Source organism: Henriciella sp. AS95 (genome assembly GCF_038900055.1).
GTDB lineage: Bacteria > Pseudomonadota > Alphaproteobacteria > Caulobacterales > Hyphomonadaceae > Henriciella.
Genome location: NZ_JBBMQM010000001.1, coordinates 1,212,828 through 1,234,202 on the forward strand (window position 1 = coordinate 1,212,828; position 21,375 = coordinate 1,234,202).

Genomic DNA, 21,375 nt, shown 5'->3' on the forward strand with positions numbered 1-21,375 from the left:
TCTATGGGGCTGTTGAAAGAGCATTGGTCAGTACCGGTATGAGCAACAGCAATACGAACGCGTCACAGATCCCCGCCCATGCGCCCGGTAACCACCCGCCCGTTGCGCAGGGCAAGACCGGGCTGCTGCTGGTCAATCTGGGGACGCCCGATGGTACCGATTACTGGTCCATGCGGCGCTATCTGTCTGAATTCCTGTCGGACCGGCGCGTCATCGAGATTCATCCGCTGCTCTGGCAGCCTATCCTGCAAGGGCCGATCCTGACCTTCAGACCATCAAAGTCTGGCCGGGCCTATAAGAAGGTGTGGATGGAAGAGGGCTCGCCCCTGCTGGTGTATACCAAGCGCCAGGCGGAAAAACTGGCCGAGCGGATTGGCAGTGAAGACCTCATCGTCGACTTCGCCATGAATTACGGCAATCCGTCCATCGCGTCGAAGATTGAGAAGCTGAAGGATATGGGCTGTGAGCGCATCGCGGTGATCGCGCTTTACCCGCAATATTCGGCCACGACGACGGCAAGCGTCTACGACCGCACCTTCGCCGCTCTCGGCAAGATGCGCTGGCAGCCTGCCGTTCGCACGGCGTCGCAATTTGTCGATATGCCGGCCTATATCAACGCACTGGCCGGCTCGATCACCGATCATATTGCCAGCCTGGATTTTCAGCCCGACCGCGTTCTGATGAGCTATCACGGCGTGCCGAAAGCCTATCTCGACAAGGGTGACCCGTATCATTGCCAGTGTCACAAGACGACACGGCTGGTCGCCGAGGCGCTCGGCTGGGAAGCTGGCTTTGCCATGACGACCTTTCAGAGCCGGTTTGGCCCCACGGAATGGCTGCAACCCTATACCGACAAGACGCTGGAAGCGCTGCCGGACGAAGGCGTGAAGAAGCTGGTCGTGGTGTCCCCGGCCTTTATTTCAGACTGCCTCGAAACCCTGGAAGAGATAGCCATGGAAGGCCGCGATACGTTCATGGAAGCAGGCGGGACGCATTTCTCCGTCGCGCCCTGTCTCAATGACAGCACCCGGGCGATCGATGTACTGGAAGCGCTGGCCGGGCGCGAGCTTGCCGGCTGGGTAGACTAGGTTGCCCGGTTCGATACGCTGACGCCATGGACGAGTGGATCAAGAACGGCAAGGTTCGTGCCCGGATCACTGACGAAGGCGCGCTGGAAGTGCGTTGTTTCGGGCTGACGACGCAGGCGAAATATTACAAGCCGCTGCTGAGGGAATTCTTCCGTAAGGATTTCACGCGTCTGCGTCCGGGGCATGGCGATTATGCCGTCCACATCGTGATGGAATATACCGGCGATCCGCCGTGGATGGATCTCGACAATCTTGCCAAGGCGCTTCTCGACAGCGTGACAGGAAACGCCTTTGTCGACGATCATCAGGTGGCCCGTCTTCTGGTCGAGCGCAGGGTTGGCGACCGCGAAGGCATCTATATGCGCGTCGAGGCGATGGATTGAATTTGCAGCTTGAATTCAGAAGGGTGGCTGAACCGGTTCAGGCCGACTGAACTTCATTTTTCTCCTGCATCATCGCAACAACAGATCGCTCACGTTCATTCAGGTCGCTCTGGTCGAGTGTGCTGAAATCCGGCGGCGACTCTGCGATCATCGCTTCGCCAAACATCATTTCCTCCATGCGCATGGAGATGACGAGGAATGAATTCACGTGCGAGGGCTTCCAGCCTGCGTACAGCATGGTCTTCTTGAACAGGGCGTAGCCGGTCGGAATGGACTGGGTTCGATAGGTCGCCCATTCCTTGGTCAAGGCAGTGAAGTGCGTTGATGGCGCGACCCGACCGAATGCCGTAGGTGGCAGGCGGTCGACGGTCTGGTCGATAGCAGAGAGTCGGCCCCCGGCATTGGCCAGCTCCGTCCAGAGCTGAGCGCCATAGAAATCAAACGCTTCCTTGCATTTCTCCGTCGCCGCGCCGATGGCGTCATATGTGGTCTGGAAATCAAGACCGACCTTGTTCGGTGACACATCATGGCCCATCGGCCCTCGAATCAGTTCGGCTTCAAGCATGACCGGCAGCTCCCATGAATTTCTCCGCCTCGGCGCTCAGATGAGCGTAGACCTGCAATTCAGATTCGCTGATCTCCAGGTTTTCCGGCAGGTGCTCGCGCCCGAGTGGGTCGCGTGTCAGAGAGGGCAGCTCCCGGATTCCGCCGGTCCGGTAGCTCAACCAGTATGCATTGGCATCGCCCGGCCGCCATCCAGCGAGGATCGCATAGGTTTTGAAGCGTGTGTGCTCGGCTTTTTCGTCTTCCGTCGTGGCGCGGGCCCATTGATGCGCGATATAGGCGAAATGTTCGGTGGGTAGCTTGCCGAACGCCCATGGCGGGAGTTCGTCGACCATCTCATCCACATACTGGCTGTTTTGCGCAATCTCGCGAAGCGCGAAGAACAGAGCGACACCAAAGGGCTCGCCCGCGTCTGCTTTCGACACAGCCGTCGCGAAGGCGGTCTCCAGTTTGGCTGGCTCGGTCATCAGGTCACGGGCGGTTACCGAGAAATCCTCTGGACGTGTGAAGTCGGCTTCGCGGCCCGATTGAGGCGAATCGGCGGAAGCATCTTCGCTGCGTTTGTTCTTCTTCCGGCTGAACAATTTACCCAGCATCATCATCTCCTGCGCTCGCATTGCCCTATGAGTATTGGCGCGGGATCGGGAGAAATCGGTTCATTCCCGGATTGATTTATTTTTGTCATCGCCGGCGAGGGCAGGTGAACGGCCCAGCATCCGTCTTATGGATACTGGATCACGGCCGGCAGGGCGCAGGGTGGGCGATCGCAACGGCCTATCTATGAGCGTCCGGGCAACCGATTGAATTTGCAGCTTTAATTTAGCGAAATGGAAAATCAGACCGAACAGGAATACGCTCAATAAAACTAAAACGGGAAGGAAGCGCCACCATGTCTCAGGAATTGATGTATCTGTTCGGTTCGATTGTCATTTTGATCGGTTTGCTAGTGGCGCAGGCGGCAAACACCGTCGTCCACAATGGTATGGGCTACGCCGTTGGCCCTCGGGATGAAGCTGCCCGTGAAAACGTGTTTTCCGGCCGTGTGAAACGAACGATTTCCAATCATATCGAAGGCCTAGTGTTATTCGGATTTGCGATCCTGATCATCGAGACGGCAGACCTTGAAAACAGCGTGACCAAGATGGGCGCGGCGCTGTATTTCTGGTCACGCCTTGCCTATGCGCCGATCTATCTTCTGGGCATCTCTGTCATTCGCACCATCGTCTGGTCAGTGGGCCTCTTCGGGACGCTGATGGTACTCTACGTCTGCGCGACCGGCGCGCTCTAGTCACGCCCGGCGGCGGATTTCTGCCTGTCAGAACCGCTTGAAGGGTTTCGGGGCGGCGGTGGCGGTGGCCGTGGCGACGACCTTGCCGTCGGGATCCATGCATCTCGCTTCCGAGAAGCAGACCGTCTTTCCGAATTTCAGGATCTTTGCCTCAACCCTGGCCGGGCCAACGAAAAGCGGGGCGAGGTAGGAGACTTTCATCTCGAGTGTCGGCGCCGTCATCGTTACATTCGATGCGATGATGATGTTGGTCGAGATGGCTTCGTCGAGCATGGCGCCGATAAAGCCGCCCTGAATGGCGCCTGTGGGATTGGCAAAGCTTTCATCGGCGACAAAGTCGACGACGACCCGCATCTCATCCTGGTGGACTTCGGCAAGCTGCATGCCCAGCGTATTTGAGCAGGCGGGGCGCTTATCCGAATTGCGAAAACGCGCGAGCATTTCAGCGTCGCTAAGGCGCGGTTTTTCCTCGTTCGGATCAGCCAATGGCCTACTTTCGGCGGAACGCTTCGAAATTGACGACCGTGCCGTTGCCGTCATCGCCGGAGGCTAGCTTCTGCTCATTGGCCTGGGGATTTGCCATGGCCGCAGCAGCAGGAGCGACGACGTCCTGACCCGTCGACGTTGCGGAGTCATTCTTCTCGAAGGAAAGGCCGAAATTCACGGCTGGATCGACGAAGCGGGACAGCGCTGCGAACGGGATGGAGAGGTGCTGAGGCACGCCATTGAATTTGAGGATGACTTCGAAATGTCCGTCAAAAACTTCCAGGTCCCAGAACTGGTGCTGGACGACAATGGTCATCTCTTCAGGAAACCGTTCGACAAGGTGCTCGGCCATTTTTACGCCCGGCGCCTTGGTGCGGAAGGTCACATAGAAATGGTGGTCGCCAGGTGCTGCCCCATTGCGAGCGGTCTCGCGAAGGGCTTCCCGGACCACGCCTCGCATGGCAGCCTGAGTAAGCGCTTCGTAGCCGATATAATCCGTCATCCAGTCCATCCCTGTCTATAGGTACGTTTTAAGGCAGAATTTGGCGCATTCAACTCGCTTCGTTCAGAAAGCGAGGCTATTTTACCACGTTCGCGCGCCGACGTTTATAATTCTCGTTACAGCACATAAAAAAGGCCCGCACTGCAATAATACAAGCGCGGGCCGTATTTTAGTTTTGGCTAAAATTAGCCGCTGGGCTCACCATCGGATGCGACGGTCTCATCTTTGGCGCGCGTATGCGTGACTGCAGTGATGAGGCCGATGCCCAATAGCACCACGGCGCCGATCGCAACCCACTGGCCCGGTAGTCCGAGCGCAACTGCTGCCCAGATCAGACCGCCCAGAAAGATCACAAAGCCTAAAATATACAGTGCGAAAGATGACATAGTTTACTCCATTCGTTTCAGGAGCAACGCCAAAGCCTGTCCGGCTGTTCCGGCAGGGAGGAAAAAAGGGGGTAAGGTGGAGGCTTCTGTTGCCAGGCGCCTCCGGGCCCCGCCTAAGGCGCTGAAGCCCTAGGAGTTAAGTTCGGTTCACTTACCGACCGCTTACGCGGCCATCAGTTCACCTTCAGCAAAGTTGTCATTTGCAACTATTGTTGAGTGAGCTTCTAACGGAGCTCATCCGGGCGAAGGCATCGTCTTTACACGTCCGTCGATCCTATTTCGCCCCCAAAACCGTCCCGCTGAAGGAAGGGATATTGGTGGAGGCGCCGGGTACCGCCCCCGGGTCCGAACCGCTTATTACACGCGCGTTTATCGCCATAGTCCCGAAGGACACATTTAATATAGCGCTGCGGGCGCCCCCTTAAAAGGGCGTCAGTGTGATATTCTGAGATCCGAAATCGAGCTGGCGATGGCCTGGTAGGCTGAGCGGAGCTGTTCGCCGTTCTGCGGGGTAAAGAAGGATTCGGCGTCACTGGCGCAGTACTGAAGCACCTCTTCGCCGGCCGAGGGCGCCTGGAAGGCCACCGAATAGATGACGATATCTGCGGCCTTGATGTTGTCGCACACTTTCTTGGCCTGCCAGGTCGACGACCCGATACCGGGGTCACCGACAGTATTGAAGGCACCGTCTGTCATCAGCACGATTGCTTTCGCGCTATCTGGCTCATCATAGGGAAGCGGCGCGCTCGTCGTCGGAAGAAGCGATGCCCATTCCGGGGAGATCATGTACCATCCCCACGCCACACCCAGATGGCCGGCGGTATTGCCGCCTGCTTCGAGCGCTTCGATATAAGCGTTGAGGCTCTCCTCATTCGCAGTGAGTTCGAGCGGAGGGCTGGCATTGTCGCAATCGTTCCGGTCGAAGACGTCAGCGCCTTCAAGGTATTGGCCAGGGCCGGGCAGGACTGCCGTGAACGCTTCGCTGCCGCCGCGTTCAAACACACATGTTGTGGTGTAGTCGAAATCCCTCCAGCGACCATCGCTGTAATAGGTATAGGTCTGGTTGGGAGACTGGCCCGTCACATCCTCGAAATAGGGTCCGGCTTTGAAGGCCCCGTTATAGGAGACCATGGACAAGCGCACATCGTCTTCATGACCCGGCTGCGGATCATCCGGGATGAGAATGTCCACCGCGTCATAGGCGGCGACCTTCAGATCTGAGATTCGGGTCCCGGACATTGAGCCCGACACGTCAAACACGAAGCTGACATCGACCTTGCCAATCCCGTACGCCGTTCCGGTTTCGACCTTGAACTTCATTTCCTCGATACCGGCAATCGCTGACAGGGTCGTGTTCATGATGCACTGGGCCGCCGCCTCGACTTCCGTATCGTCTATGGTGACGGTGGGCTGGTCGCATTCGAGATTGTATTCGGTGTTTGAGATCACCGAGTAGAAATAATTGTTGACGACATTTGTGACTTCCGTCGCGCTGGCGCCGCTCTGATAGGCGCGCGTGCCGGCGATCACTGCGGCATCCAGGCTGTACTGTGCCTTGGCCTTCTTCTGGGTCAGCAATTGGAAATCGATCGCGAAGCCGGCGATGAAAGCAATCGGCAGTATCGCCAGAGCAAACAGCACGATGACTTGCCCGCCCTCGCGAACCGTCAAGGATCTTATGTGCGAGAATGCGCGATCGCCGAGGGCTTCCAGCCTGAGCGGACGCACTGTGTTCTTGCACAGAGAAACAGGTATCGACATGGCACACCCCCGCAAACACCACCCAGCAACGGATAGACTATCGCTTGCTTCTCTTGCCGGGGGTTTTAGGTGAACCGTCCAATTGAGACAGGCCGGACAGGGTGTTATTAACCCTGCCCGGCCTGTGCTGATTATCCGTCTGAGTCTAGCTCTTGATACGCAGGTCCGCGATGGACTGGGCAATCGACTGATAGCTCTTCTTCAGTTCGAGACCGTTGGTTGCCTTGAACGCGAATTCGGGGCCAGACGCACAGTATTCCAGGACTTCCTCGCCCTTTTCGGGAGCTTCGAATGCGACCGTGTAGATGACGATGTCTTCTTTCTTGATCTCGTCACACAGTTTTCTGGCTTGCTCGTTTGAGTCCCCTTGTGAGACGTGGTGCTCGTTCAGGAAGTCACCATCCGTCATAATGATCATCGCTTTCACCGAGTCCGGCTCGTCATAAGGAAGCGGTGTCGCTTTTACATCAAATACGTCGCCCCAGCGCTCGGAGATGAGATACCAGCCCCATTCAATGCCCTGGTGGCCAGCCGTACCGCCACTCGCCCAAAGATCATCGATGTACTTGGCGATTTGGGTTGAATTGTCGTTGAGTTCAAAAGGCTCGACGTTCCGGCAGGACGTGCCGGTCGTATTCCAGCGGTCGCGGTAGTCGTCCCAGTAGGCAAATCCAGCCGACAGGAAGCCTTCTTCATTGTTGCCAGTGTCACTGGCGTTCAGTGACCGCTCCGGCAACTCGCTGACAAGGGCACCCATTGGGAGTTGTTCAGGCTGGGTGTCACTGAACGCGTGGTCTCCAGCGCGTTCCCAGACACAGGTCGATGTCATGGTCTTGTAAACCGTTTCCTGAACATCGACCCAGCGTTCTTTCTCAACCTCTTCCTCGCGACACTGGTACTCATACTGACGGCACCAGCCAAATCGCCCAGTAAACCTTGTACACACATAACCGCACTCTTCTTCGGTTTCGATGTAGGTTTCGCGTTTCTGGGTATTGTTCGTGGCCGTGTATGTCCGGCGTGGTTTCAGGCCGGTCACTTCTTCGAAGTAGTCACCCGCATTCACCATGTCATTATAGGCGACCATGGCGATGCGAACGTCGCCTTCGCCGGATGAGCCTGGCTCTGGCAGAATGGTGTCTGCAGCATCCTTTGCCGCTTCCTTGAGGTCTGAAAGCTTGGTGCCCCAGCTCATGGAGCCTGAAATGTCGAAGACGAAAGCCACATCGAGTTTACTGATGCCATAAGTGGCAGCCGCGTTGACTTTGAATGTCACGCGTTCCTGGCCGATGACCCGCGAAAGCGTGGTCGGCTGGTAACAGACTGTGGAGGCTTCAATGTTTTCGTCGTCGATAAATTCGATGGCGAGAGATTCGCAGGTCAGACCGCCGGTTTCTGTGCTGGTCATCGCTTCGAAATAGGCGCGTGTGTGCTTGCGAACCTCCGCCTTGCTGTTGGTGCTTTGCATCATGCGCGCACCAGCCAGGACAGCTGAATCGATCGAATGCTGAACCTTGCCCTTTTTGGAAAAAGCCAGCTGGAGATCGATCGCAAAGCCCGCAACCGCGATGATCGGAACCATCGTCAGTGCAAAAATCATGGACACATTGGCCCGCTTATCGGCGCGGAAATTTTTTGTTTTACCCAACCCAAACATTGTACTAGCTCCAGCTATTATGCCGTACCCGTACGGTGTGCAGATGAAAGTCACGCTTAAGCCAAGCCCGGTTTTGTCTGCATCGAGGAAGGAGTTTGTTAACTTCCTGTCAGGCGGATCGAGCGTTTTTCACGGGTTTTGCAGGCTCCAGCCTGCAACTGATCTGGACTTGCGCGGCCGAGTCGGCATTGATGCGGATATGCGCCAATATCTCGATCTGCTTCAGGATGTGCTCGACAATGGTTCGGCCCGTGGGGACCGGACAGGGACAGGCACGTTCGGTGTCTTCGGTCGTCAATTGCGGTTTGATCTTGAAGACAGCTTCCCGCTTCTCACCACCAAGAAGCTGCACCTGCGTTCGATCATCATTGAGCTGCTGTGGTTTCTGAAGGGCGACACCAATATCAAGTACCTGAAGGATAATGGTGTTCGCATCTGGGATGAGTGGGCCGATGAGAATGGCGATCTTGGCCCCGTTTATGGTAAACAGTGGCGCTCATGGGCCGCGCCGGACGGCCGTGTGATCGACCAGATCGACTGGGTTCTGAACGAGATCAAGACCAATCCCAACTCGCGCCGACTGGTCGTTTCCGCCTGGAACCCGGCGGACGTGAATGAGATGGCGCTGCCGCCTTGCCACTGCCTGTTCCAGTTCAACGTCATGGATGGCAAGCTGAACTGCCAGCTCTATCAGCGCTCGGCGGACATCTTCCTCGGCGTGCCGTTCAACATCGCCTCCTATGCCCTGCTGACCATGATGATGGCGCGCGCAACAGGACTGAAGCCGGGCGAGTTCGTGCACACCTTTGGCGATGCGCATCTCTATTCAAACCATGTTGAGCAGGCGAAGCTGCAGCTCACCCGTGAGCCGCTTGCTCCGCCGAAGATGATCCTCAATCCGGACAAGACTGATCTCTTCGGCTGGGAGTATGAGGACTTTGAGCTTGTCGGTTATGAGGCGCACAAGCACATCAAGGCGCCTGTCGCCGTCTGACGCACTGCAGCATACTGTTAGCGAGACAAGACGTTCAAACTTTGGCAGATAAATCCCCCGCGGCGTGGGGCCGCTCATGAGGGGAAATATCATCATGAAAAAGTTTGTCGCCGAACTGATCGGCACATTTACGCTCGTCCTGTTCGGATGTGGCGCGGCCGTCCTTGCTGGTGAGCAGGTCGGCCAGCTGGGCATTGCGTTCGCTTTCGGTCTGACCATTACCGGCATGGCCTATGGCATCGGTCCGATTTCGGGCTGCCATATCAACCCGGCCGTATCATTTGGCAGCTTCGTCTCCGGGCGGATGCCGCTGAATGAAATGCTGCTCTACTGGGCCGCGCAATTCGTTGGCGCGGTTGTCGCGGCCGGCGTGCTCTACCTGATCGCCAGCGGTCAGTCCGGCTATGACCTCGCCTCGGGCGGTCTCGGCCAGAATGGTTATGGCGAGCACTCACCAGGCGGTTACAGCCTGCTGTCTGGTTTCGTCTTTGAAATCGTTGCGACCTTCATCTTCCTGATCGTTATCTTCGGCTCAACCCAGAAGGCGGCACCGGGCGCTGTTGCCGGCATGGCCATCGGCCTGACGCTGACCCTGATCCACATTACGGGCATTCAGGTGACCGGCGTGTCGGTGAACCCGGCGCGCAGCTTCGGCCCGGCTGTCTTCGTCGGCGGGGCAGCCCTGACGCAGCTCTGGCTGTTCTTTGTCGCTCCGCTGATCGGCGCAGGCCTTGCCGGCCTCGTTCTGAAAGCGGGCATTGTCGAAGCGGAAGAATAGAGCGCACGCCGCGAATGCGGACGCCGGACCTTCTTATCCGGCGTCCGTGAGCGCCTGCCACGCTGTCCACGCATCGGCGGCGTACATCAGCGACGGACCGCCACCCATATAGACGCAGACGCCGAGCGCATCGGCGACTTCCTCATCGCTCGCCCCGAGCTTTTTCAGGGCCTTGGTGTGGAAGCCGATACAGGCATCACACTGTTTGGCGACGCCGATTGCGAGGGCGATCAGTTCCTTGGTCTTGTGATCGATCGCGCCGTCAGCATTTGCTGCCTTGGACAGGTTGCTGAACGCGCTCAGCGTTCCGCCGGCCACTTTGCTGAGGCCAGACAGGCCCTCATTCACCCCGTTGGTGATGGCGGCATAATCCTTCTTTCCCGTTGCCATGGGCGGTCTCCTTTTCTGTGTAACTCACCGGTCATCTGGGGAGGAAGAGCGCAGGAAGCGATAGGGGGAAATACGGAACCGCTCGTGTCGACTTAGCGCGGCGCCATCCGGATCGAACCATCAAGACGGAAATTGTGGCCGTTGAGATAGGTGTTGCGGGCAATCTCGACCGCCAGGGAGCCGAACTCTTCCGGTTTGCCGAGGCGTTTCGGGAAGGGGACTGAGGCGGCAAGGCTGCTCAGCACCTTCTCCGGCGCGCCAAGCATGAGGGGCGTTGCGAAAATACCCGGCATGATGGAGTTCACGCGGATGCCGACATCCATCATGTCACGCGCCATGGGCAGGACGAGCCCGTTCACGCCGGCCTTGCATGAGCCATAGATGACCTGTCCGATCTGGGCGTCCTGCGCGGCCACCGAGGCGGTTAGCGTGATCGACCCGCGCTCACCGTCTTCATTCAGCGGCTCTGTGTTTGCCATGCCCTCAGCAGACATGGAGGCGATGCGGTAGGATGAAACGAGGATGCCCTGCGCGCCGCGATCATATTGTTCGGTTGGCGTACGTTTGTATTTCATCGACTCCTTGTCAAAGGAGAGCGTCTTGCCACGTCCGGAGGTCATTGCGCAGTGGACGGTAATCCGCTCCTGACCATGTGCCCCGCGGGCCTTCTCGAAGCCGGCCTCGCAGGAGGCCTCATCAAGGATGTTCACATTGCAGAAGACGCCGCCAATCGCGTCGGCGACCTGCTTGCCCAAGTCTTCCTGAATGTCGAAGATGGCGACTTTTACACCCTGTGCGGCAAGCGCCTCGGCCGTGGCGCGGCCAAGGCCTGATGCGCCGCCTGTAACGACGGCGGGTGTGTTGCTTCCAATGTCCATGACTGATCTCCCTGACAAGCGTTTTCAGGAAGGATAGCTTCTAATGACGGCTTGAAAACAGTCCCGTCAGGTCATGCCTTTGCGGCATCCGGCGTGAAGCCGTCATCATCATAGGGGTCAATCGTGCCGGCATCTTCGCGCCGCCGGATCAGATAGGACACGATGACAGCGCCCACCATCTTGCCGATGATGAAGACAATCCAGTTCGCCCAGTGAAGCATGTTACCGTCAGCCAGAGGCATCGGTATCAGGCCGAATAATTCGCCATATTCCAGCGCGCCCTTGTCCTTGAGCTGGATGGCGAGGTCTGCGCCATAGAGAAAAACCGTCGTGTCGACGGGCGCTGCAACCGCGCTGGAGAGAATAATTCGCGTCGACAGGCGGTACTTCGTGAACGTAAAAATCAACCAGTCGGTGATTTCCGAAATGGCAAAAGCGATCCCCGACGCCAAGGCGATAACCGGCCACGCGTAATAGAATGACCATGCAATCGCGAGCGCCATGACGACCAGCACCTTATGGCCCATGCCGCGCTGCACGAAGTCGCGGAACACGAAGACGAGCCCGGTAACCATGGTCAGCGGGTGAAGCTCAACCCCTTGTTTAAAGGTGTCGTTCGCTGAGACGAGCGTCCAAGGTTCGATGATGCCGAACGACCAGTTCAGGAACGGGATGGTCGCGAAATAGAGAAAGGCCCAGAACCGCCCCTTGAAGTAGTAAATCAGTCCCAGAGTGGCTGTCAGTCCGATCAGGACGAGGGGCAGATCTTCCGGTTGACGCGTCAGTACAGAAACAATGCCATCCCAAATATGTATCATCGGTTGAAACTTTTCTGCCTGAGTGCGCGCGGTATTGAACTAGGGGAATGGATACATGATGAACAGAGTCGGGTGAACAAATATTCAGCTTGGGACTCGTTTGGCTGGATCGATGAGGAGAACGTCTAAATGCCAGCCGACGTCAGACTATCCATTATTGTAGCACGCGCAAAAAATGGCGTGATTGGCAAGGATGGTGATCTGCCCTGGCGCCTGGCGGCTGACCTGGCGATGTTCAAGAAGGTCACGTCCGGCAAACCGATTATCATGGGGCGCAAAACGTGGGAAAGCCTGCCGAAGAAGCCTTTGCCGCGCCGCTCCAATATCGTGCTGACGCGCGACTGGTCGTATGCTGCGGAGGGCGCGCGGGTCTATTCGAGCTTTAATGCGGCTGTGAATGCGTCCAGGGCAATCGCCGCGAAAGAAGGCGAAAACGAAGTCTTTGTGATTGGCGGGGCATCGCTGTATGAGAAGGCGGTCCCGATCGCAGACCGGCTTTATGTCACAGATGTCGACGCCGAGATCGATGGCGACGTCCGCTTCCCGGAATTTGATGAAAGTGAGTTTGTCGAGGCCGGCCGCTCTTCTCATGAGAAAGACGAGAAGAACGAGTACAGCTTCGTTTTCCGTATTCTGGAGCGTCCCGAAGCTGGCGTCTGACGCGGCGGACCGACTTGCCACCTCACAGTGTCCGAGCGACAGTTCCTGAAAAATAAAGGGAGCTTCGCAATGGACTTTGAAATCTTTGCCGACGGATTGCGCTTTCCGGAAGGCCCTGTCGTCATGTCGGACGGCTCGGTCATTGTCGTCGAAATCGATAGCAAGAAGATTACGCGATGCTGGGCGGGCGGGAAGACCGAAACTGTCGCCGAGCCGGGCGGTGGACCAAACGGTCTGGCGATCGGACCGGATGGCGCGCTCTGGTGCACCAATAATGGCGGTTTCCTATATCATGAGCGCAACGGCTTGCTGATCCCGGGACACTGCCCACCAGACTATTCGGGCGGGCGCATTGAGCGGATCGATCTGTCGACCGGAACGGTTGAGGTGGTCGCGACCCATTGTGGCGACCGCCCCCTGATGGGGCCGAATGATCTTGTGTTCGACAAGGCGGGCAACCTCTATTTCACCGATCTCGGCAAAACCTATCCGACGCATCGCGATACGGGCGGGGTCTATTTCATGGCGGCGGGGTCGGACACGGTGGAGGAACTCGACTACAACCAGATATCACCGAACGGCATCGGCCTCTCTCCAGACGAGAACACCGTCTACTTCGCCGACACGATGACAGGCCGCGTCTGGGCCTATGACCTCGAAAGCCCCGGCGTTGCGAAACAGGCGACACCTTTCACCAAAGGCCGAGTGGTCGCTGGCATGCCTGACCTTCGATACTTCGACAGCCTGGCCATTTCGGCAGCGGGCAATGTCTGCGTCGCCACCATCCTTAAGGGCGGAATCACGACCGTGCAGCCGAATGGCGAACACTCCCACATCGCGCTGCCCGACCCGTTCGTCACGAATATTGCTTTTGGCGGCGAGGATATGCGCGATGCCTACATCACGATGTCGGGCACAGGAAAGCTCATCAAATGCCGCTGGCCGGAGCCGGGATTGACGCTGAACTTCAACGCGTGAGGCGTCCGCTGATTAGGGGTGCGGGGCCGGGAAGCCGTGGCGTTCAGACAGTGCTGCCAGTATGGCATCCCGCTCATTGATGAAGGCGCGGCCTTCAAACGTGCCCGACTGGTGCGCCGAGGTCTCGCCTTCAGTCAGCAGCAGCATCGGAAGGGACTGATTGTCCTGCCCAACCACGGCGACCACATCCTTGCGCGGGCGGGGCCAATCGACCCGCCTGATATCCAGCTTCCTGGCGAGCTCCGGGAAGGAGGCCAGCACCCCTTCGACCATCGCACAGGGCGGGCAATAGAACGTCTCGCCGGGATAGTCGGGGTCTTCGCCGGGTTTCAGCAGGTAGAGTACATCATGGCTCATCAGTGGCTCATTCCTCAAAGATGATTTTCGGCGGGGCCTTGGTCTGCAGGCTGTCGAGATTGAGCGCGACGGCGCGGGCGAGGTCGTGGAACAGCTGTCTGGCCGGGCCATTCCCAAGGGCTGATGGCTTGCCGGCATCGCCGCCTTCGCGAATTTCGGTCAGCATCGGTAGCTGTGCGAGCAGGGGCAGACCCAGATTCTGGGCCATGGCTTTGCCGCCCCCTTCGCCCATCAGATAATGTTTGTTGCCGGCCGGGTCTTCGAACCAGCTCATCGTTTCCACGATGCCAAGCACAGGCACGGCCGTTTTTGCGAACATGGCGGCGCCGCGTCTGACATCTGCCAGCGCGACTTCCTGCGGCGTCGTGACGATGATGGCGGCCGTGACCGGGACTTTCTGCGCGATGGCGAGCTGGGCGTCTCCTGTGCCGGGCGGCGTATCGATGATCAACAGGTCGAGCGGGTCTTCCGGGGTGCCCCAGGCCGCATCGTTCAGCATCTGGGTGATCGCCGACATGACCATCGGCCCGCGCCAGATCATTGGCGCATCCGGGTCTGACAGATTGCCGATCGAGAGAGACTGGATGCCGTGCGCTTCAATTGGGACCAGTTTTCCGTCCGCATTTGTCTTGGGTGCTTCGCCGCCCGTGCCGAGCATGGTCGGGGCACTTGGGCCGTAAATGTCAGCATCCAGCAGGCCGGTGCGAAGGCCCTGTTTGGCGAAGGCAGCGGCAAGACCGGTTGCGATGGTCGACTTGCCAACGCCGCCCTTGGCGCTGGCGACGACGAGGATGCGGGAAATACCGGGGATGCGGTCGGTTGAAGGCGCACTTGGCTGACCTTGCGAAACCGCTTCGTCAGAGAGGCGGGCTCCTTTGCGGACACGCTGCGTGCCGGGACGCTGGGGCGGCTCTGCATGCGTGTGGCCGGAACCGGGCGCGCGCTCTGCTGTCAGAATGGCGCGGGCTGATTTGACGCCCTTCACGTTGAGCGCGCGGGCTTCGGCTTCGACCCGGCGGGTCTCTGAAGCCTCCATGGCGTCTGGATCGCCTTCGATGACGAGGGTGACAGCGCCGTCCGGTTTCGTTGCAATACCCTGCAACCATTCGGGGTCGCCGAGAGCGGCGCGAATACGGCTTTCAAGCTTGTCGGATTGTCGCGGTTTGCCACGAAACATGCGGCTTACTCCTTGATGCGGACCTTATGGGGTGCACATATCTCTGCAAAGCCTATATGGCCATAGACTGACAGTCATGAAGGAGGGGCAATGCCCTGGAATGAGAACAAGGATGGGGACAGCCCGTCCAAGGGAAATGGCAGCCCATGGGGATCTGGCGAAAAAAAGTCTGACTCGCCATGGACTCGCCCGGGAGGCGGTGGCTCTGGCGGCGGCGGTGGAGGCGGCGGCGGCAATCGCCCTGACCTCGAAGAGCAAATGCGCCGGATGCAGGAACGGTTCCGTCGCGGACGCGGCGGCAATGGTGGCGGTCGCCGAGGCGGCGGCGGTCAGGGCCTTGGTCCTTTCAGCTTCGCGCTTCTTGGCCTGGTCGCCGTGATTGCCTGGCTCGGCACCGGCGTTGTGGTTGTTGACGAAGGCGAGCGCGCCGCTGTGTTCCGCTTTGGCCAATGGCAGAAGAACTTTCCGCCTGGTCTTCATGTACACCTGCCAGCACCGATCGAGACGCATGAAGTCATGCCGTCCGAGAAGCAACAGGTTACCCAGATCGGTCAGAACAATGATGAGCGGCTGATGCTGACGGGCGACGAGAATATCGTCGACGTCCAGTTCCGTGTCTTCTGGTATTATGACGATGAAGACCCGGAAGATTTCATCCTGAACATCGATGCTGGTGCGCCCCTGGTGAAAGCGGCCGCAGAAAGCGTCATGCGTGAAGTCGTTGGCAAATCTAATCTCAACGATGTCATCACCACGGGCCGGAATGAGCTTCAGGTTCAGGTGAGACAACAGCTGCAGGCCCTGCTCGATGACTATCGCGCTGGCGTGCAGATTCAGAACGTCGAGATCCAGCAGGCCCAGGCACCAGCGCAGGTTCGCGACGCGTTTATCGACGTGGTGAATGCCGGCCAGGACGCAGAACGTGCCGTCCAGGAAGCCAACAAGTATGCGAACGACATCATTCCACGCGCGCGTGGTGCGGCCCAACAGATCCTGCAGGATGCTGAAGCCTACCGCGATCAGGTGATTGCCGATGCGACCGGTCAGGCCAATCGCTTCAAGCAAATTCTGGCTGAGTATCAGCAGGCGCCGCAGGTGACTCGCGAGCGCATGTATCTTGAAACCATGGAACGCGTCTTGGAGCGCAGCGACAAACTCATTCTCGACAATGATTCCGGCGCTGTACCTTATCTCCCGCTCGATAGCGTCAACCGCAACAATCAGGGCCGATAGACATGAAACCGTTTGGAATAATTTCTATTGTCGCGATCGTTCTCATCCTGATCATCGCGTTCAATTCGTTCTTCATCGTCGATCAGCGCAAGCAGGCTTTGCTCCTGCAGGTTGGTCGTGCTGTTGAAGCTTACAATGAACCGGGCACCGAAGAGGCAGGTCTCAAATTCAAGATCCCGCTTCTTCAAAACGTCATCGTTTACGACAAACGCAACCTTGGCCTCGATGTGCCGAATATCGAAGCGTACGCATCGAACCAGGAGCAGTTGATCGTTGATGCCTTCGTGCGTTGGCAGATTTCCGATCCGCTGGCCTTCTATCAGCGCCTCAACCGTCAGAGCGAAGCCGAGAGCCAGCTTCTGAACTTCACGGATGCGGCCATCCGTAACGCGCTGGCCTCGCGTCTGCCGGAGGATATCATCTCCGGGCAACGCTCCGAGCTGATGGACGAAATCCGCGATAATCTTGCATCGGCAATTGAAGGCCGGGGTATCCAGATCATCGATGTGCGTATCCGCCGTGCAGACCTGCCGGACGATGTGTCCGAGCGGGTGTTCAGCCGGATGGAAGCGACCCGTAACCAGGAAGCCGAGCAGATCCGCGCGGAAGGTGATGAGCGCGCGCGCCTCGTTCGAGCAACAGCTGAGCGTGAACGGACTGTTCTTCTGGCTGAAGCGCGTCAGGAGTCGGAAGAGATTCGTGGTGAGGGCGATGCCCGACGCAACGAGATCTATGCCGAAGCCTATGAGCGTGATCCGGAGTTCTTCCGGTTCCAGCGCGCCCTGATCGCCTGCGAGCAGGCTTTCACAGATGGTACGCGTATTGTGGTTGCGCCGAACCAGCTCGGCCTGTGCAATGACTTCATCGATCAGGCCCGGATTAGCGGTACGCCGCGCTAGTTTGAGGGCGGCAAGGGAGACGGCCAATGCTTTGGTGCATCATCCTTGCCGCCATCGGCCTTTGGTTCGCGATTGAAGGTATCCTTTACGCGGCCGCGCCAGAAACGATGAAGCGAATGGCTGACTGGCTGTCGAAAATGCCAGTCGAGAGCATTCGCAGTGGTGGCATCTGGTCGGCCTTGCTGGGCATCGTCATTTTCTACGCTGCAATCCGCTTTGCATGATCCGTTGCGCTTTGCCTGCGAAGCGCCATAGTTATTGGTTATTATTGATGCCTGACCGACGCGGAGACCGATCATGAAGCGTATTGCCATATCACTGCTGGCGAGTGTTGCAGGCTCAATGATGCTGACGGCGACAGCGCAATCAGAACGCCTTGCCCAGTCCGATTCTTCGCTATCCGACAGTGTCTCGGTCATTGACCAGAAGCAGGCACCAGAATCCTTTTCGCGCCTCGCCAAACGCCTCATGCCGGCCGTGGTCAATATCACGACGAGCCAGACGATTGCGCCCGACGGCCTGCCGGAATTCCCCGACGGGTCGCCCCTGGAGCGCTTCAATGAGTTCTTCGGGCGCGACCCGGATGGTTTCCGCCGGGAAGGGTCTCTGGGCTCCGGGTTTCTGGTCACGCCGGATGGGATCGTGATCACCAATAATCACGTCATCGAGAACGCTGACGAGATCAATGTCGTTTTCAATTCGGGCCGTACGCTGAAAGCCGAACTTATCGGCACCGACCCGGAAACAGATGTCGCGGTCCTGAAAGTGACGAGCGACGATCCGCTGCCGCATGTCGACTTTGCCGACAGCGATACGGCCGAAGTCGGTGACTGGGTCATGGCGATTGGCAACCCGTTCGGCTTTGGCGGATCGGTGTCAGCAGGCATCATTTCCGCCCGCAATCGTGACATCCAGTCAGGCCGCTATGATGACTTCATCCAGACGGATGCTGCCATTAACCGCGGCAATTCAGGCGGGCCGCTGTTTAACCTGAATGGCGAAGTTGTCGGGGTGAACACGGCCATCATTTCTCCGACCGGCGGCTCGGTCGGCCTGGGGTTCTCGATTCCGTCCAATCTGGTGAGGCAGGTGTCGGAACAGATCCAGGAGTTCGGCAAACCCCGGCGCGGCTGGTTTGGCGTTAACGTGCAGGGCATCGATCAGGGGATCGCCAGCGCTTATGGCATCGATGAGCCCAAAGGTGTCATCATCACATCGATTGATGATGAGGGGCCGGCCGCCAGCGCTGACTTTGAAGTCGGAGATCTCGTCCTGGCATTCGACGGTAAGCCCGTCGACAATGTACGTGGCCTGTCCCGCGTCGTCGCGGAAACCGAAATCAATAGCGAGGTGGACGTCGATATCATCCGCGACCGGAAACGCCGTACGGTGAGTTTCACGATTGGCGAGCTTGAGAACACTGCTGATGTGCCCGAGCGCGAGCCGCTGCCGGAGAATGCCCTGGCCCAAAATCCACTCGGGGCAGAAATCAAGGTGATCGATGATGATGCGCGGCGCCGTTATGGGATCGCACGCGATGTCGATGGGGTTCTGGTGAACTCGGTGTCGGCAACCGGGCCGAGCTTTGGCAAATTGCAGAAGGGCGACGTCATCACGGAAATGGGATTTGAGAAGATTTCCAGCCTCGAGGACGCCTATGATGCGCTGGACCCGGCGAATGCCCCAGCCGACCGCGGCCTGCTGATTCGCGTTTATCGCGCAGGCCAGACAATGTTTTTTACCGTCGATCCAGACCGCTAGAGTCACCCATTCAATTCATGCATGGTTGACTCTTTACGAGTCTTCCAAATCAGATTCTCATCCGATTCGGTGATGAAACGAATTGGAGTGAACGCAATGGCTCTTACAGAACGCAAAGCCCTCGATCTCTGGCGCCGTGCTGTGGCCTCCTATGTTCGCACAAGTGACGGCGATCTGACCGTGCGGCAGCAGGCCATCTTCATGACCATCGCCCTCCAGCCCGGACCGCATACAGTGCGCGGTCTCGCTGCGGACCTCAATCTTGCCAAGCCGGCCGTGACCCGTGCTCTGGATGCACTTGAAAAATTAGGCTTTGTTCGCCGTCAAAAAGACGAAAATGACCTGCGTAGTGTCTTCCTTGAGCGCACAGTCGATGGAATGAACTGGTTGCGCGAATATGCTGGCCTGATTGTTGCAGCAGATGCGGGTGAAGATATTGGTCGTCAGACGGTGGACAGGAAAACCGCTGCGGCCTGACGTGCAAGGGACGAGGGACCTAGTGTGCCGACTTATGATGATGCGCGCCTGACGATCACTCAGGGCGCCCTGCTTTCCACCGTTACCGTTAGCGCAGGTCTTGCGCCGGTGCGGTCCAAGCCGAGACTTGATAGCGAAATGGTGACACAGGCGCTGTATGGCGAAACCCTGTGTGTATACGAGCGTGTCGGTGAATTCGGCCTCGCGCAGCTCAATCGTGACCGTTATGTCGGCTGGATCCTGCTGTCCGATCTTGCCCGCACCGAAAGTGCGCCAACCCATCGCGTCTCTGCATTGCAAAGCCACGCTTATGCGCGGCCAGACCTGAAGTCAGCGATGCGCCTTCAACTGCCAATGGGGGCGCGCCTTGCCGTCAGCAAGGCTGATGAGCGCTTTGTTGAGATCGAAGGCGGATTCTGGGTGCCCGAACAGCATGTCGTGCCTGTCGAGAACCTCGAAAGCGACCCTGCAAAGACCGCCGAACGCTTCATTGGCGCGCCCTACCTCTGGGGAGGATGCGACGCCAAGGGACTTGATTGCACCGGCCTCACGCGGGCCGCTTTTGATGCTTGTGGCGTGACGCTTCCTCGCGACAGCGACATGCAATTTGCCTGGAGTGGTGCGCCAATTGCGGACTGGAAGGCGGCCGGTGCCCTGCAGCGCAATGACCTTGTTTTCTGGAAAGGTCATGTTGGCATCATGCTCGACGATATGACGCTGCTGCATGCCAATGCGTATCACATGGCGGTCGAGGCCGAGCCCCTGTCAGGCGCAATCCAGCGGATCGCAAAGCATTACGGCGAGCCCATTGGAGCCCGCCGTATCAATATTTACGAAGAAAGACTGCGCACGCCTGAATGGCTCAGCGCGGCTTAGCGTCTACTCGTCTTCAGTTTCAGTCTCAGTCGCTGTCTCGTCTTCGGCATCAGCCGGCGCGAGTTCGACTTCGCCTTCATTGCCTTCTGGCTGAGCGGTATCGTCGATCGTATCGACCGTTTCGATTTGACCGGTCGCTTCGGTCGGCGTTTCCGTCACGGTTTCTTCGGTAACCGTGGCTTCGACGGCGTCGCCTTCGGTTGCGTCAGCAGATGCATCTGTCGCTTCGCCTTCGGTTTCGCCCTCTGCGGCCTCATCGCCAGCGTCTTCAGGAAGCGGTTCCGGGAAGGCCGGCGCGTCCGGAGAGTTCGACGCGAGGTAAGCGATCACGTCAGCGCGCTCATCATCGCGGCGCAGGCCTGCAAACGCCATCGATGTGCCGCGGATGTAAGACCCTGGATTGGTCAGCCAGTGGTCGATGTTCTCGTAATTCCATGGCTCACCAGCGGTTGCGGCCATGGCGGAGGAATATCCGAAGTCCGAGCGGTGGGCATGGGTTGAGCCAATAATGCCGTACAGGTTCGGGCCGGTGCCGTTTGAGCCGCCTTGCTCAATGGTGTGGCAGGTCGAGCATTTCGACTTGAAGGCCCGCTCGCCTGACGTCGCATCAGCCGATGCGAGGAGCGCGCCAAGGTCGTAAACTTCTTCTGGCTCGCTGCTGCCGCCGCCCGTGTCGGCGATATCGGTGTAATAAGCAAAACGGCTGTGTGCCCAGTCGTTCAGCGACATTTCTTCTTCGCCATGATGGTCGCCGCCACCGTGCCCACCTGAAAACACCGTTTCAGACAGAACGCGCAGCCCCATGACGCCCAGCGCCACTGCGAGCAGGGCACCGAAGACTTTGTTCCAGAAGAGATCGCCCATAGGGATCATCCTTTAACGTGGTTAGTTTGGTTCGCGCGCCTTCTGACACGCTATCGAGTCGGTGGCAATATAACGGGATGTCTTATAGATTGCGCCTTTGCTAGCAGCGGCGAAACGGCG

26 protein-coding genes and 1 other RNA gene are annotated in these 21,375 nt (G+C 58.3%); 13 read left to right on the plus strand and 14 right to left on the minus strand.

Annotation, left to right across the window (positions count from 1 at the left end):
• Positions 1 to 38 precede the first annotated feature (38 nt).
• Together hemH and WNY37_RS06070 are read left to right on the plus strand one after the other, a co-directional pair.
• Positions 39 to 1,088, plus strand: coding sequence for a ferrochelatase (gene hemH / locus WNY37_RS06065; RefSeq protein WP_342972565.1), 1,050 nt, complete (start codon positions 39 to 41; stop codon positions 1,086 to 1,088).
• Between the two features lie 26 nt (positions 1,089 to 1,114).
• Entirely contained in the window at positions 1,115 to 1,471 is a 357-nt protein-coding gene (locus WNY37_RS06070) for a RusA family crossover junction endodeoxyribonuclease (protein ID WP_342972566.1), read from the plus strand.
• A gap of 37 nt (positions 1,472 to 1,508) precedes the next feature.
• Here the strand turns inward: WNY37_RS06070 and WNY37_RS06075 are convergent, their stop codons facing one another.
• The gene (locus WNY37_RS06075; protein WP_342972567.1) at positions 1,509 to 2,036 is read right to left on the minus strand and encodes a hypothetical protein; all 528 of its coding nucleotides are present in this window, start codon (positions 2,034 to 2,036) and stop codon (positions 1,509 to 1,511) included.
• Complete coding sequence (locus tag WNY37_RS06080) at positions 2,029 to 2,631, minus strand: hypothetical protein (protein ID WP_342972568.1); 603 nt, start codon at positions 2,629 to 2,631, stop codon at positions 2,029 to 2,031. The genes WNY37_RS06075 and WNY37_RS06080 overlap by 8 nt, the downstream gene beginning before the upstream one ends.
• Before the next feature lie 293 nt (positions 2,632 to 2,924).
• On the opposite strand from WNY37_RS06080, the gene WNY37_RS06085 reads away from it, so the two are divergent.
• The gene (locus tag WNY37_RS06085) at positions 2,925 to 3,323 is read left to right on the plus strand and encodes an MAPEG family protein (RefSeq protein WP_342972569.1); all 399 of its coding nucleotides are present in this window, start codon (positions 2,925 to 2,927) and stop codon (positions 3,321 to 3,323) included.
• Positions 3,324 to 3,350: 27 nt separating this feature from the next.
• Here WNY37_RS06085 and WNY37_RS06090 read toward each other — a convergent pair whose 3' ends face one another.
• From WNY37_RS06090 to WNY37_RS06115, 6 genes are all read right to left on the minus strand, one after another.
• Positions 3,351 to 3,809, minus strand: coding sequence for a PaaI family thioesterase (locus tag WNY37_RS06090; protein ID WP_342972570.1), 459 nt, complete (start codon positions 3,807 to 3,809; stop codon positions 3,351 to 3,353).
• Between the two features lie 4 nt (positions 3,810 to 3,813).
• Positions 3,814 to 4,311 (minus strand): ClpXP protease specificity-enhancing factor SspB, encoded by a 498-nt coding sequence (locus tag WNY37_RS06095; protein ID WP_342972571.1) that lies wholly within the window; start codon positions 4,309 to 4,311, stop codon positions 3,814 to 3,816.
• Between the two features lie 185 nt (positions 4,312 to 4,496).
• Complete coding sequence (locus tag WNY37_RS06100; RefSeq protein WP_342972572.1) at positions 4,497 to 4,697, minus strand: hypothetical protein; 201 nt, start codon at positions 4,695 to 4,697, stop codon at positions 4,497 to 4,499.
• Positions 4,698 to 4,772: 75 nt separating this feature from the next.
• Positions 4,773 to 5,128, minus strand: a transfer-messenger RNA (tmRNA) gene (gene ssrA / locus WNY37_RS06105).
• Between the two features lies 1 nt (position 5,129).
• Positions 5,130 to 6,458, minus strand: a complete 1,329-nt coding sequence (locus WNY37_RS06110) for a pilus assembly protein TadG-related protein (protein WP_342972573.1) — start codon at positions 6,456 to 6,458, stop codon at positions 5,130 to 5,132.
• Between the two features lie 145 nt (positions 6,459 to 6,603).
• Entirely contained in the window at positions 6,604 to 8,058 is a 1,455-nt protein-coding gene (locus tag WNY37_RS06115) for a pilus assembly protein TadG-related protein (RefSeq protein ID WP_342972574.1), read from the minus strand.
• Positions 8,059 to 8,314: 256 nt separating this feature from the next.
• On the opposite strand from WNY37_RS06115, the gene WNY37_RS06120 reads away from it, so the two are divergent.
• Together WNY37_RS06120 and aqpZ are read left to right on the plus strand one after the other, a co-directional pair.
• Positions 8,315 to 9,109, plus strand: a complete 795-nt coding sequence (locus tag WNY37_RS06120; RefSeq protein ID WP_342972575.1) for a thymidylate synthase — start codon at positions 8,315 to 8,317, stop codon at positions 9,107 to 9,109.
• A 94-nt stretch (positions 9,110 to 9,203) separates the two neighbouring features.
• Positions 9,204 to 9,887: an aquaporin Z gene (gene aqpZ / locus WNY37_RS06125; protein WP_342972576.1), complete on the plus strand. Its 684-nt coding sequence runs from the start codon at positions 9,204 to 9,206 to the stop codon at positions 9,885 to 9,887.
• A 33-nt stretch (positions 9,888 to 9,920) separates the two neighbouring features.
• On the opposite strand, the gene WNY37_RS06130 is transcribed toward aqpZ, so the two are convergent.
• From WNY37_RS06130 to WNY37_RS06140, 3 genes are all read right to left on the minus strand, one after another.
• Entirely contained in the window at positions 9,921 to 10,277 is a 357-nt protein-coding gene (locus WNY37_RS06130; protein WP_342972577.1) for a carboxymuconolactone decarboxylase family protein, read from the minus strand.
• 92 nt (positions 10,278 to 10,369) lie between these two features.
• Positions 10,370 to 11,155: an SDR family oxidoreductase gene (locus tag WNY37_RS06135; RefSeq protein WP_342972578.1), complete on the minus strand. Its 786-nt coding sequence runs from the start codon at positions 11,153 to 11,155 to the stop codon at positions 10,370 to 10,372.
• Between the two features lie 71 nt (positions 11,156 to 11,226).
• Complete coding sequence (locus WNY37_RS06140; protein ID WP_342972579.1) at positions 11,227 to 11,973, minus strand: VUT family protein; 747 nt, start codon at positions 11,971 to 11,973, stop codon at positions 11,227 to 11,229.
• A 129-nt stretch (positions 11,974 to 12,102) separates the two neighbouring features.
• Between WNY37_RS06140 and WNY37_RS06145 the strand changes: the two genes are divergently transcribed.
• Together WNY37_RS06145 and WNY37_RS06150 are read left to right on the plus strand one after the other, a co-directional pair.
• A complete protein-coding gene (locus WNY37_RS06145; protein ID WP_342972580.1) occupies positions 12,103 to 12,633 on the plus strand; it encodes a dihydrofolate reductase in 531 nt (176 codons plus the stop codon).
• A gap of 69 nt (positions 12,634 to 12,702) precedes the next feature.
• Positions 12,703 to 13,611, plus strand: coding sequence for an SMP-30/gluconolactonase/LRE family protein (locus WNY37_RS06150; RefSeq protein ID WP_342972581.1), 909 nt, complete (start codon positions 12,703 to 12,705; stop codon positions 13,609 to 13,611).
• A gap of 12 nt (positions 13,612 to 13,623) precedes the next feature.
• On the opposite strand, the gene WNY37_RS06155 is transcribed toward WNY37_RS06150, so the two are convergent.
• Together WNY37_RS06155 and WNY37_RS06160 are read right to left on the minus strand one after the other, a co-directional pair.
• Positions 13,624 to 13,968: a DUF3088 domain-containing protein gene (locus WNY37_RS06155; protein WP_342972582.1), complete on the minus strand. Its 345-nt coding sequence runs from the start codon at positions 13,966 to 13,968 to the stop codon at positions 13,624 to 13,626.
• A gap of 7 nt (positions 13,969 to 13,975) precedes the next feature.
• Complete coding sequence (locus tag WNY37_RS06160) at positions 13,976 to 15,145, minus strand: P-loop NTPase (RefSeq protein WP_342972583.1); 1,170 nt, start codon at positions 15,143 to 15,145, stop codon at positions 13,976 to 13,978.
• 90 nt (positions 15,146 to 15,235) lie between these two features.
• Between WNY37_RS06160 and hflK the strand changes: the two genes are divergently transcribed.
• From hflK to WNY37_RS06190, 6 genes are all read left to right on the plus strand, one after another.
• On the plus strand, positions 15,236 to 16,378 hold the full coding sequence (gene hflK / locus WNY37_RS06165) for an FtsH protease activity modulator HflK (protein WP_342972584.1): 1,143 nt from the start codon (positions 15,236 to 15,238) through the stop codon (positions 16,376 to 16,378).
• Between the two features lie 2 nt (positions 16,379 to 16,380).
• Positions 16,381 to 17,277: a protease modulator HflC gene (locus WNY37_RS06170; RefSeq protein WP_342972585.1), complete on the plus strand. Its 897-nt coding sequence runs from the start codon at positions 16,381 to 16,383 to the stop codon at positions 17,275 to 17,277.
• A gap of 26 nt (positions 17,278 to 17,303) precedes the next feature.
• Positions 17,304 to 17,501, plus strand: coding sequence for a DUF2065 domain-containing protein (locus WNY37_RS06175; RefSeq protein ID WP_342972586.1), 198 nt, complete (start codon positions 17,304 to 17,306; stop codon positions 17,499 to 17,501).
• Positions 17,502 to 17,574: 73 nt separating this feature from the next.
• On the plus strand, positions 17,575 to 19,038 hold the full coding sequence (locus WNY37_RS06180; RefSeq protein ID WP_342972587.1) for a Do family serine endopeptidase: 1,464 nt from the start codon (positions 17,575 to 17,577) through the stop codon (positions 19,036 to 19,038).
• A gap of 96 nt (positions 19,039 to 19,134) precedes the next feature.
• Complete coding sequence (locus tag WNY37_RS06185) at positions 19,135 to 19,515, plus strand: MarR family transcriptional regulator (RefSeq protein WP_342972588.1); 381 nt, start codon at positions 19,135 to 19,137, stop codon at positions 19,513 to 19,515.
• A gap of 24 nt (positions 19,516 to 19,539) precedes the next feature.
• Positions 19,540 to 20,391: an NlpC/P60 family protein gene (locus WNY37_RS06190; protein ID WP_342972589.1), complete on the plus strand. Its 852-nt coding sequence runs from the start codon at positions 19,540 to 19,542 to the stop codon at positions 20,389 to 20,391.
• Positions 20,392 to 20,394: 3 nt separating this feature from the next.
• Here WNY37_RS06190 and WNY37_RS06195 read toward each other — a convergent pair whose 3' ends face one another.
• Complete coding sequence (locus WNY37_RS06195) at positions 20,395 to 21,255, minus strand: cytochrome c family protein (protein WP_342972590.1); 861 nt, start codon at positions 21,253 to 21,255, stop codon at positions 20,395 to 20,397.
• Positions 21,256 to 21,375: the final 120 nt, after the last annotated feature.